Annotated in this window: 13 protein-coding genes and 1 pseudogene; 1 reads left to right on the forward strand and 13 read right to left on the reverse strand. The window is 39.4% G+C overall.

All coding sequences use genetic code 11. The features are described from left to right. Positions 1–21: 21 nt before the first annotated feature. Positions 22–381, reverse strand: coding sequence for a GIY-YIG nuclease family protein (locus tag JT739_RS00455; protein ID WP_370642532.1), 360 nt, complete (start codon positions 379–381; stop codon positions 22–24). A 30-nt stretch (positions 382–411) separates the two neighbouring features. Continuing rightward, positions 412–891 carry a DUF6530 family protein gene (locus JT739_RS00460; RefSeq protein WP_237659142.1) on the reverse strand — a complete coding sequence of 160 codons (480 nt, stop codon included), beginning with the start codon at positions 889–891 and terminating at the stop codon, positions 412–414. Positions 892–1,132: 241 nt separating this feature from the next. Here JT739_RS00460 and JT739_RS00465 point away from each other — a divergent pair, with 241 nt between their 5' ends. Next, positions 1,133–1,783 (forward strand): superoxide dismutase family protein, encoded by a 651-nt coding sequence (locus tag JT739_RS00465; RefSeq protein ID WP_237659143.1) that lies wholly within the window; start codon positions 1,133–1,135, stop codon positions 1,781–1,783. On the opposite strand, the gene JT739_RS00470 is transcribed toward JT739_RS00465, so the two are convergent. From JT739_RS00470 to JT739_RS00525, 11 genes and pseudogenes are all read right to left on the reverse strand, one after another. Continuing rightward, positions 1,736–2,209, reverse strand: a complete 474-nt coding sequence (locus tag JT739_RS00470) for a YbaK/EbsC family protein (protein WP_237659144.1) — start codon at positions 2,207–2,209, stop codon at positions 1,736–1,738. The two genes, JT739_RS00465 and JT739_RS00470, sit on opposite strands and share 48 nt — an antisense overlap. Before the next feature lie 23 nt (positions 2,210–2,232). After that, on the reverse strand, positions 2,233–2,811 hold the full coding sequence (locus JT739_RS00475; protein WP_237659145.1) for a GrpB family protein: 579 nt from the start codon (positions 2,809–2,811) through the stop codon (positions 2,233–2,235). Positions 2,812–2,963: 152 nt separating this feature from the next. Next, positions 2,964–5,207 (reverse strand): FtsX-like permease family protein, encoded by a 2,244-nt coding sequence (locus JT739_RS00480; protein WP_370642533.1) that lies wholly within the window; start codon positions 5,205–5,207, stop codon positions 2,964–2,966. Further along, positions 5,207–5,905, reverse strand: coding sequence for an ABC transporter ATP-binding protein (locus JT739_RS00485; RefSeq protein ID WP_237659147.1), 699 nt, complete (start codon positions 5,903–5,905; stop codon positions 5,207–5,209). Before JT739_RS00485 ends, JT739_RS00480 begins: the two co-directional genes overlap by 1 nt. 4 nt (positions 5,906–5,909) lie before the next feature. Continuing rightward, positions 5,910–6,542, reverse strand: a complete 633-nt coding sequence (locus tag JT739_RS00490) for a TetR/AcrR family transcriptional regulator (protein WP_237659148.1) — start codon at positions 6,540–6,542, stop codon at positions 5,910–5,912. 217 nt (positions 6,543–6,759) lie between these two features. After that, positions 6,760–8,764 (reverse strand): annotated as a pseudogene (locus JT739_RS12810) (PEP/pyruvate-binding domain-containing protein). Between the two features lies 1 nt (position 8,765). Further along, complete coding sequence (locus JT739_RS00505) at positions 8,766–9,449, reverse strand: TetR/AcrR family transcriptional regulator (protein WP_237659151.1); 684 nt, start codon at positions 9,447–9,449, stop codon at positions 8,766–8,768. A 33-nt stretch (positions 9,450–9,482) separates the two neighbouring features. After that, on the reverse strand, positions 9,483–9,785 hold the full coding sequence (locus JT739_RS00510) for a hypothetical protein (protein ID WP_237659152.1): 303 nt from the start codon (positions 9,783–9,785) through the stop codon (positions 9,483–9,485). A 32-nt stretch (positions 9,786–9,817) separates the two neighbouring features. Further along, a complete protein-coding gene (locus JT739_RS00515; RefSeq protein WP_237659153.1) occupies positions 9,818–10,396 on the reverse strand; it encodes a hypothetical protein in 579 nt (192 codons plus the stop codon). Between the two features lie 198 nt (positions 10,397–10,594). Beyond that, positions 10,595–11,089 (reverse strand): rubrerythrin family protein, encoded by a 495-nt coding sequence (locus JT739_RS00520; RefSeq protein ID WP_237659154.1) that lies wholly within the window; start codon positions 11,087–11,089, stop codon positions 10,595–10,597. A 149-nt stretch (positions 11,090–11,238) separates the two neighbouring features. Then, positions 11,239–11,751, reverse strand: a complete 513-nt coding sequence (locus JT739_RS00525; protein WP_237659155.1) for a hypothetical protein — start codon at positions 11,749–11,751, stop codon at positions 11,239–11,241. Positions 11,752–12,056 lie beyond the last annotated feature (305 nt).

A 12,056-nucleotide genomic window follows, 5' to 3' on the forward strand; every position in this document is an offset into this window, starting at 1 on the left:
CTTACTGCGCATTTTATATCTTTATTCCCTGAGGGGCTTGTTGTATCCTCTATCTTCATAGGGCTGAAGCTTTTCAAGCCACTTTTTCTTCATTTTCTTAAGTTCCCATCGGATGTCTTCTACTTTATCCGCTTCCTTTTGCTCCAAGACTTCGTAGGAGAAGGCCTCCGGTCCAAATGTATTCCAGTCTTTCTGCAATTCTGCGTTGGGATGCCTTCTCATGTCAAGATGCATTTTCAAAGTAAGCCATCTGTTTTTTAAATTTGAGCAGCTGTCTATAAATACTTTTCCATTGACGTTGTTCTTTATTTGATAGATTCCCATATAAGTCTTGAGCTCCTTATACTGCTCAAGAAGCTCCTTTCGCCTTTTCTTATCGATCTTATCCGCCATTTTTTATCTCCTCTATTCTCAGTATCCGGCTTCTTTTAGCAGCCTTGACAATACTCGAAGTCTTTCTCCAATAAGCTCTCCGTCTTCACTTAATGCTTGCTGAAATAATTTTATATCCTCGTCAATCATGGGGTTGTCTGTGCATACCTCCACTGTCATGGCATCACCTTGAAGGCCAATCCTATCAATCCTCGGCTTTTCCGGATCATAGAGTTTAGGATAACGGTATGCTTCCTGGAAGTATAAATAACTTCTGCAGACGAAAATAGCCAAATCTAATACCCGGTGCAGTGGCAATTCTTCAGACTGGCGGGACCATTTTTCTCCTGTGTGGCGCCACACTTTGGCAGAGATATCCACCTTCCCCCTGTCATTCCACTGAGCAAGGCCAAGAGACAGTCCTTTGGCGTCCGATTTGTAAGCATTTCGCCCGTCGATGTTTTCGTAGTTTTCACAGACGATTACAGGTTTATGCTTTAAATTTGTAGGTATCTTCATTTTTACCTCCTGTGTATTTACTAAATTACTAATTTACTAATCTACTAATTTAGTATATCCCATTTTTCCATCCGAGTCAACTCACATCAGACGATAAAAAAAGACCTCCAAGTAGATAATCTGATTTTAATCAATCAGGACTGTCACTCTGGAGGTATCAATCAAAGATGCTGAAGTGAACATTTTCAGATATGGCTTTATATAATATTTAATGACATAACACATTACAGAGGTGACCACCATGCCAGCAGATTTTACATCACAGACCATCGTCCATGAAATTGCACCCGGAGATACATTCTATACATTAGCAAAACATTACAACACAACAGTAGAAGCCATCTCGAAAGCCAACCCCGGACTTGACCCCAACTGTCTTAAAGTAGGACACAAGGTTTATATACCACTCGCAAATCCTGCAGCAATTGCATACATTAGAGGAGGTCCCCTTAGACCACAAATACAGGGTATTGTAACTTTTTACAAAGTTCATGGCGGCACATGGGTATGTGTTGAGGTAAAGGGCTTGCCTCCGTATAAACGGTCTACTGATGGACAAAATCCCATAGGGCCCCATGGTTTTCATATACATGAATTTGGAAGCTGCGAGGTGGGTGATCCGGAAACTCCCTTTCAAGGAGCAGGGGGCCACTGGAACCCTACAAATCAGCCCCACGGTAACCATGCAGGTGATTTGCCCGTGCTGTTTTCAAATGACGGCTATGCCAGGATGTGCTTTTTCACCAATGCCTTCACACCTCATGATGTAATCGGAAAGGCAGTCATAATTCACGAAAATCCGGACGACTACCGCACTCAGCCTGCGGGCAATGCGGGCAGGAGGCTAGCCTGCGGGGTAATTACACACGTCAATCCATTCGAGGTATCCTGAATACTTTTCAAGTTCGGGGATGGTAAGTTCGATGGCACTGTTGCCGTTTCCGCAGGCCGGAAATACTGTTTCAAATCGTTTCAGTGATTCGTCAAGGTAGACAGCTACATCTTCACTTACCCCGAAGGGACAAACTCCCCCAACTTCATAGCCTATCAGTTCCCGCACTTCTTCCGGTGAAAGCATTTTTGCCTTTGCGCCAAATTTTTGCTTATACTTTTTGTTGTCTATCTTTACATCCCCTGCAGTTACGATAAGGACGGGCTTTTCATCCACCTTGAAAGCCAATGTCTTTGCAATCCGCTCCGGCTCACAATTGAGGGCTTTTGCTGCCAGCTTGACCGTTGTGCTGGATACGTCAAATTCCTGTATCCTATCTTCCATATTCCATTTGCTAAAATATTGTCTTACTCTTTCTATTCCCATAAAACTTCCTCCCAAGTAATCTTTTATTTTTTTGCTGTCGCCAGTTCCATGATTTCCTGAACTATTGATGTTTTAGCGTCAGCATAGTGCTGAACGTGCCTCCACTTTTTCTTTGCTAACTCCCGCTTGACTCGTGCATATTTTTCACGATCACTTTCATTTAAGCGCAGCCAATCTCGAAAGCGGAACATTTTTTCTATTTCGGAGGCTCCCTCACTGAATACATGTAGGTTAATGTCAGTGTCAGGTCCTTTAAACATGCGATGTTCAAACCACTCGGGCTCTCGAATTCGCAGCCTATAGCCTGCAGCCTCCAAGGCTGAAACATAGGAAAGCTCATCTGCAGAATCCTTTACAACTAACAAAATATCAATTATGGGTTTTGCGCAAAGCCCAGGCACCGATGTTGAGCCAACATGTTCAATCTGTAGCGCTTTGCTGCCAAGCACCTCACGAATCCGCTTTGCTTCCCGTTCAAACAATTCGGGCCAACTGGGATCATATTCCACAAGAGTAATGGGCCCATTGTGGAGTTTAAGTTCACCAACCGTCTTCTTTTGCAGCTCTTGATCACTTGTTGGTGTGAAGTTTTCAGATGTCATCTTTTTGGTCTCCTTCATCTATCATTGATGGCCATACTACTTTTTCTATGGAATATAAAAAAACATAGCTGTAATAATCTTTAAACCGATCATACATATCGGCTTCAATTTTATCTTGTTCAATGAAGTCCTTAACCTCATCAATTGTCTCATCATTCCGTTCCTGCCTTTAGAGCTTCGCTCATGGAAACTGTATCTATGTTCTTTGCACACATACATTTACTGAGCTGATAAGTCAGCATTATAGCTGCAAAGGATATAATAACATAAATTGGGCTGACAATAGGAGGAAGCACTAGGTTAATCAGATTACCCAGATAACCATACAGTGAACCCATTGATGCCACCGCAACTGGGATACCTATTAAAAATCCTGTCACAACGACAAAGGTGGAGCTGTTTAAAATCAAAGACCTAATTTCCCCACGTCGGTAACCGAACACCTTAAACAGTGATATAGTGTTTCTATTTTCCTCGATAGCCAACGAAGTGACAAGATAGAGTATAATCAAGGCTACAACACTTGAAACAATTGTCATTAATGCTACCATTGAAATCATCTGACCCATAAATTCATCCATAGCCTCAGGCAACTGACTCATAGATTTTGTTCCTGACAGCTTTTCGTCAGGAATATCAAGCTCTTTTGTGCTAAAGAGCCCAATATAGCTATCCTCTGGAAGTTCCATTTTTTTGTTAAACTCATCTATTGGCACATAAATAAACTGCTCAATGTAGGACTCAGCAACAGCATCAATATGAAATGTGTGAGGCTTACCATCCTCTTTATTTATAAAAGTAACAGTGTCCCCAGCCTTAATGCCCAATCGATTTGCCAAAGACTTGGTAATATTAGTTTGATTGTTTGGAATGACGTTCCCCTTATTATCCTTAAGAATCACAAGGGTTGAATCAGGCTCTATGCCGGTAATATAAAACTCAATTTCCTCATTGTTTTCAGGATAAAACTTCCCTGCATTAAAGGTCTCTGCCCCATCCGGTGCTTCACCGTATTGCAAATCCCTGAAGGTGTATTCGTATTCAAACAGGTATACATCTGACGTTTTAAATACATGGTTCATAGAATTTAAAACAGTGAAACCAAAGAGCATTAAGACAGAAGCACTAGTCACTCCCAAGAGCAAGAAAACAAGACGTGAAATGCTTCTAAACTGCTCACGCAGCCGGAATTTTGTGCTAAACTTAAATCTTTCAAGTTTAAAGGCCCTCTCCAGGGCATTAACCTTGGCTTTTTGCTTATCACCCTTCATAAGCTCCGCCGGAGACTTTTTAAGCTCCGAACGTATAACCATATAACTGCTGAGGCCTAAAAATATCATAGGTGTCAGTATTCCGATCATTACATTTAGAAAGCTTAATTCAATGCCAGGAACAGGAACATTATAATAGGAAATCATGGCCATAACCATTGGCTCTATCGATGGGAGTGCAAACAGACTTCCTATCATTCCACCTGCAAAAGCCAGCACCAGTGGAATAGCCATATAGTGCCTCATTAACTCTCGCCGCCGGTAACCTTGGGCATAGAGTGTCCCTATAATCACCGATTCCCGGCGGATTATGCGCCAGAACATGATTCCGATAATTAAGGAAGACAAAAGAAACATAGCGGCTGGTACTGGTACACTCATGGTTTTCATACCTGTAATAGATGCCCAAACTATTCTTGCTCGTTTGTTGTTCATTATGTCAATCCAGTTGGATACTGTAAACCCTTTTACCTGTAAATATTTTCGCAATTCTACCGCCTGCATGTTAAGACTCCGAGTTCTGTCATTAAACTTGACGGAATAGATGCTGGCAGCATTATCTATATCTGAAAATTCCTCACGGTTTATAACACCCACTCCAAATTCCTTAGGCGAATACAGTATATCATTCACATTCTTCAGCGGATAGATATAGTGGGGCAGGGATACAAACCCGACCACAGTGAAGGTTTTATCTTGAGCTTTTATTTGACTCCCTATCGAATAACCGTTAGCCTCGGCAAAGGCTGGATCAAGGAGAATTTCTCCCGGCCTCGAAAGTGTCCTACCTTCTATTATAGCGGGAATATTCACCTTTTTGGTCTCACTTAAGAGCCTTAGTGTAAGAGTATCGGAGAGCTTTGCGTCAAAACTCATGTACTCCTCAATTAGGGCGTCAAATTTATTCTCTAATTCTGCTACATCGGAAATAGGCCTATCTGTTGAAAAGGACAGATCTTCCTGCACATGATCCTCTGTAAAAGTTGTGACAAGCACAGCAAGATTCTGAGAAAGCCCGGCAGCCACAATAAAAGTATAGCTTCCAAGGATAATGAGTACAAGAATGCCAAGATAGCGCAATTTGTTCTCTTTCAAAATCCGCATTAGTCTCTTGTTTAAAACCATTACCACTCAATCCCTTCCGCCGGAATAGGGGCCTGATTTACCCATTCATCTACGATTTCTCCGCTTCTAAGCTTAAATACCCTATTAGCCATAGCTGAAATGGCAGTATTATGGGTAATCATCAAAATGGTTGTTCCGAAATTTCTGTTCACCTGCTGCAAAAGTTTCAGGATACTGCGGGACGTCTGGAAATCCAAAGCTCCAGTTGGCTCATCACAGAGCAATAGCTTTGGATTTTTAACAATGGCTCTGGCAATAGAGACCCTTTGCTGTTCACCGCCGCTCAGTTCCCTGGGAAAACGGTGTTTTTTATCAAGCATCTGCACTTCTGCTAAAACTTCATCGATGTTCAAAGGTGATTTGCTGATATTGGAAACAACCTCAATATTTTCTCTAACTGTCAGATTAGGAACTAAGTTATAGAACTGAAAAACGAATCCCACAGCCTCACGTCTATATTCGGTTAATTGGTCATCATTCAATTTGCTTACTTCAATTCCATCTACAATAACTTTACCGCTATCGCCGCGATCAACACCCCCGATAATATTCATTAGAGTGGATTTCCCTGAACCTGATGGTCCGAGAATGACACCAATTTCACCTTTTCCTAATTTCATTGCTATACCCTTCAAAACTTCATTTTTAATCATTCCACTTGTATAGGTCTTCCTCAAATCAGAAACATCAATAAACATGTTATTATCGTTCCCCCTTTTTATAGAAACACCGTTTCAAAATTTCAAAATACTCGTCCGCTTCATGGAGGATTTCCATACCAACATCTTCTATAGAATCAAGTCTGTTCATGTATTCTTCGGCAAAGCCCAACATGGTCCAGTTAATTATATTAATCACTTTTTCACGATCAAAATCTTCCCGAAATTTTGTCCAATCAATGTTTTGATAACCTCTTTCCAAGCCGCTTTCAACCATGTCTTTTTTAAGTTTATTAATTGCAGGTTTCACTTCTGCTGCATCTTCATGACTTAAGGCTTTAAGAAAATTAAAGGCATACGGAAATTTTTTGTAAACCTTAAATTTAATCAATCCCAGTTGTCTGATTCTTTCAAAGAAATCTGGCTCATTCCAATCCACTTCAGCGTAGATCTGCTCAATAATATTAGCTACATAATCAAGCAGAAATAAATACAGTTCCTTTTTATTGTTAAAATAGTTAAATAGCGAGCCTTTTGATATTTCCGCTTCCTTTACAATTTCGTTTGTAGAAGCCTTGTCGTAACCGTTTCTTGCAAATTCTTTTAAAGCTGCATTAATAATGCGTTCTTGCTTTTCAGTTTCAAGACTATGAAATTTTGAATATATAATTGTCACCCCATTTCTTAAGTATTCGATAAATTTTTGACCACATCGGTCATTTATATTATATATTAAAATGACCGATGTGGTCAATGTGGTTTTTTGTATAATATTATCTTTGCAGCTGTTTACCCCCAAATATTGCGAGGGCATGCGATTTTATTTTTTTTGTCAAATTAATTCTGCAAGGTATATCTTTATTGGATAGATTATTTTTTAACCCGTAAATCTGTTAAGACAATATATGCACAATCCCCTGTCCTCCGTCCACCATAACCTTATCTCCCGTCTTAAGTCTTAAGGTGGCGTTACCGCATCCTACAACTGCTGGAATCCCAAGTTCTCTTGCAACTATAGCAGCATGGGACAAGGGGGCACCTATGTCAGTTATTATTGCTGCAGCTTTAGGAAATAGAGGAGTCCAACCTACATTGGTGGTTGTAGCAACTAAAATTTCCCCGGGTTGCAGCTTTTCACCTTCTTCAGGGGCGTTAAGAATACGCACTATTCCTTCTACTTTTCCCGCTGCCCCTGTAAAGCCCTTTAGCATTTCCGAATCCACTGCATTTATTGGTGCTGTTGAATCATAATAATCCATTCTTCTATTGGGGTCTTTCATCCATTCAAAAGGATTAAAACGTCCTCTAATAACTGACGGGAAGGGCGGCAGCTCTTTATATTTAGCATAGTTTTCTTTTCTTGCGGGAATATACTTTACTTTCTCATCCCTACCAGATAACAGATCCTCTACTTCATCAATATAAAGGAAAAAGACATCTTCTCCTATTCCTGTAAGCTCACCTGCCTTAAGTGCAAAGTTTCGTAGAATCCTAAATACCCTAACAAATTCAGACCGTGCTGCCTCTCTGATGCGAGCACCTTCTGATGCTTTTGTTATCTGCTTCTCAAGCCATTTTACCTTATTAGGAAAGCACTCAACAAATCTGGCCCATGCGTCTTCATATTTAGCACGCTGCTTTTGTAGGAGTTCATCTACGTTCGTATCCAACTCTTCAAATTCTTTAATCTGTCTTTCCAGCCAGTGTGCATCCTCCGAAGGATCAGGGATTGATAACTCAAACTCATGGGGGCTCCGATGACCATATCTGAAAAAATACTCTTCTCGGCTCATCTCTCCTTTTAAAACCTTTGAAATACCTAATATTGGACCAAGACTTGCAAGTTCTGAATCTCCCCTTAAGTTTGATAAGAGGGCATTGGCATCTTCAGTTCCAACAAGCTTTTTGAGTTTTTTACTCAATGTTAAAGCTAGCACAGCCTTGCTAGCACATAAAATAAGCACCCACCATGCCTCTTTGTTATATGGCTCAATACCCTGGCACAAATCCGGATTCAATATCCAAAGCCCTTAGTAAACTCCAAGTAAATGGTGTAACAACATCGGGAACTGCCTCACCTACATTTGTATTTACCCAAAGAGCATCCCTTTCTAAAGTCTCGTTTATTTCATAGGTATCTAAATTTCCAGACGTCAATGTAGTTATTGGTCTTGCCTGAAGAATATAAAGTTTCTTTTTAGCCACAGCCCATTCGATATCTTGAGGTCTTCCTAATTCTTTCTCAAGTCTTACCGCAAATTTATACAGTTTATTGACATATTTTTTTAGTTCTTTATGCCCTTCGTATTTTCCATTAGGCCTTGATAGTTTAAAAATCTGTGCATTTGATTCTCCTGAAACTAGCTGTTCACCCAATCCATATACATAATTGCCCAACATATTTGTAAAGCTCCCTGTTATGGGATCGGCGGTAAACAGTACTCCCGAAATCTCAGAGGGCACCATCAATTGAACAACTACTGCTATCTGCTGAGATTGGTCTATACCTTGAACTGAGCTGTAAACCTTTACTCTCTCTGACTGTCTTGATTTAAAAACAGTATAAATGGCTTCCTGTATTTCTTCATCCGTCTCCACATTGAGAACCGTTTCAAATTCTCCTGCAAAGGACGCCTGGGCTGAGTCCTCATTTAAAGATGAAGACCTAACTGCAAACAGTGTTCCGTAATGATTCTTCCTTAACTTATTCAGATGAGCCTGTATCTCGTTCCAAGCTTCTTCCTTTAGCTTTTCCCCTTGAAAAGCCCACGGCAAAATAACAAAACCCTTTGGTACCGGATATCCGCTTTGTAACATTCTTGCCAACATGCCACCTTTGCCGCCTGCGGCAGCCTGAAGCTCTGGAGTCAATTCGTGAAAATTTTTCACCATATTCATCTCAGTGCTTCCTTTCTTGTTTTTCAATACCAAATCGAATCATTGAAAGAAAACTGTTCCTCTCTTCAAGAAAATCTTGGAGGTACTTTTCGTCCAATTCATCCTTATTAACTACATCGGATAAATATTTCTCATCAAAATAATTTAATGTAATCATGACCAATCTAAAAGCCTGTTCCCTGTCCACGCCTTCTCTGAGAGGTACCTTTTCAAATAAGCGTTTCCATTGTTTCTCATTTTCGACAAGTAACTTTCCATACTTATCTTTAATATCTGGTTTGAGTTCATCAGGTGTGGCATAAAAAGCTTCTCTTATAATTTTCATCAAATCGGGATTTTTTTTATAGTAATGGAATTTGATGATACTGGATTTTTCCTTTGCAGCAAAAAAATCATGGTTTTCAAATAGGGCATCAAAACCCATTTCGATTCTTCCTTTTTCAAAACATCTGTCCAAAATGCTAAGATACAATTCTTTCTTGCTCTTAAAATGATGAAATATCAGTGCTTTGGATATACCAGCGGCTTCCGCTAACATCGAAGTAGAGGTATTAGCATATCCATGACTAGCAAACACTGTCAGACAAGCATCTAAAATTTTTTCTTTATCATAACGTTGTAAAGGCATGATTTGACCTCCACAGCTATACTGAAATCCTCCAAATTGCTCTTTCATCTTCTTCATGAACAGTCACTTTCGGGGTATATCCTTTGTCAATTAATCCCAGCCAGACATGACAAGCGCATATGCCAATATCGACGTTTGGGTGTTCCCATTTAAAATGGCGATATCCTTCGGGAATGCCATGTTATCCGGCGGGGATTTCATGATTGTATAAAGCGCTCTTGTGGGATTAGCTTTGAAAAATCTTACCTCAACATTGTGATCAAATGGAACACATATAGATTTTGCATAGTCTTTTACCTCATCCATAAGGTCCTCTTTAACATCAATCATTTTATAGCTACGCACCGAGCGGCGCGAATCAATGGTACTTTTAATTGGAAAGGGAATTTTCATCCGGAAAACCTCCAATTTGGTAGAAATCTTTATTACTTAGATCTCTTTTCCATCTTTCGAAATCCAATATATATCAATGCGACGCATATTGCTAATCCTACCATTGCGGGAACAAATACCGCTTTCCCTGATTCGCCTCCGAAAGCTACGCTCCAGCTCATTTTAGCCAATGCTATAAAAACCATTACTGTTACTCCGATCCACAAATTTCGTTTCCAGAAAGCAGTAGCAAGAGCAGAGAGTGACGCAGGTATCAAGAGTGTTATCAGCACCTTTGGCAGTGTCCATTCACCTGTAAGATATTCTTTTTCCATTTCCAGGAATTCAACAATTTGGTTGCTGACCTCAGCAGGCTTTGGAAACCAAAACATACTAGTCAGAACCATAAACATGGTCCCCATAACTCCTGCCCAACTCCTCTTATATGCAAAATAGCAAAAGGGAATTAGAAATAATGGCCGTATATACCAGCTAAGCTGATTCTGATGCCGTTCATAGGCCCAGTGAAAAAAGCTTTTATTTGTCATAGCCAAAAAAATAAATAAAATAATTAGGAGAAGAAATACAAATCCCAGTATCTTATCATATTTTTTACCGACTGGTAACTTCATACCATCAACTCCTGGTATGCTTTATCTATATTATTACTCTGTGAAAACTTTCCTTACTCCTCTAAAAGGTTACCTTAAATATAGAACATTTGATTTTGTGAAGGCCGCCAAAAGTATAAATAAAATTGCGGGTAAAACAAAAAAGTTACAGATGATTTTAATACATCTGCAACTTTTTGCCTTCCAGAGGTTACCCAATTAGTACTTAATAAATTTTTCGCCGGGAACGCCACAAATGCTGCATTTTTCCGGCCGGGCTTTTTCAATGTTTCCGCATACGGGACAGAGATAATAGAATACTTCTTCCGTCTCATCAAGGTTTTCTAGCGCTTCTTTATAGAGCTTGGCGTGAACTTCTTCTGCTTTCATGGCAAAAGTAAAGGCTCTGACGGCAGCTTTGTTGCCTGCAGCTTCGGCCTCTTTTACAAAAGCAGGATACATCTCCTTATATTCATAGGTCTCACCTTCAATGCCGTCTTTGAGGTTATCCGAAGTAGAACCGATTTTAGCTGCAACCTCAAGCAGCTTCATGGCATGTAAAGTTTCTGCATCGGCCGCAGCCCGAAACAGTTTGGCCGCATTGAGCTTTCCTTCTTTTTCGGCCTTTTGGGCATATGCCAAATACTTTCTGTTGGCCTGTGATTCTCCGGCAAAAGCCTCCATCAGATTATGTAGTGTTTTGTTTTCATCCATTAGTTTTTCCTCCCTGTTTCATCAAAAGATTTATGAGTTTTTTGATTTAGGCTTACTATCCATAAAAGTTTCTGCTTTACGCTATGCATGTTCTCCCGCAAGGAATAGTTGCCATATTCTAGTATAACATTTTTAACAAAACTTTATAGCTATTTTTTATATAAAAAGGATGATGCTGCCAATACTATGCCACATATACCTGCTTCTAAAGTACTGATAATGAGAAGTATAAAATTTATAATGTAAACTATTATGAAGATGAAAAAATAATCTCCTCTTGAATAATGATTTTTAATATCTATATAAAAAATATATCCATATAGTGGCGATAGAGCTGTAGCAACTATATTTATAAGTGTAGGGACCAGCAGAAGTTTGTGGCTTATAAAAATTCTTTCATCAAAAATTAAAATCATCGCAATTGGGATGATAGGAGTTAGAGCAAATCCTAGGATATTGCATAAAATATTTATGGTGCGTAGGTTTAAGCTTCCATTGTCAGCAAATACAGTTCCTGCTTCAGAGAGAATAATAATTATTGTGAAGATGATAGCAATCAAAAATGGCTTTTTTCGATTGAGTTTTAAAGAAGTGCTGGAATGCAGCAAACCCATCAAGTAAAAAAGTGCAGTTATGTCTATGGTATATGTTGCAAGATACATTATTCTATACATCCCCTCGGGAACAATTTAATCCTTGCGAGTAAATTATTTTTACCAGTGAAATAAATTGTAGTAATAAGTAAGTATAACATTTTATCTCCACATCAGTCTATAAAAGTATAATAAAAAAGTAATTGTTATTAAACATCTTAAATTGCAATATTAAATGCGACACATTTTTTGGAAACCCGAATGATGTTGGGTTTCTCAATCATGAATTTTGAATTTAGAAGTTAGCCGCTTTATTTCCCGGAAAAAGAGTTCTGCTGGTTGCTGGTAGCCCAGGATTTTTCTGGGCAGGGTAT

It is taken from the genome of Tepidanaerobacter sp. GT38 (genome assembly GCF_021991635.1).
Classification (GTDB): Bacteria; Bacillota; Thermosediminibacteria; order Thermosediminibacterales; family Tepidanaerobacteraceae; genus DTU063.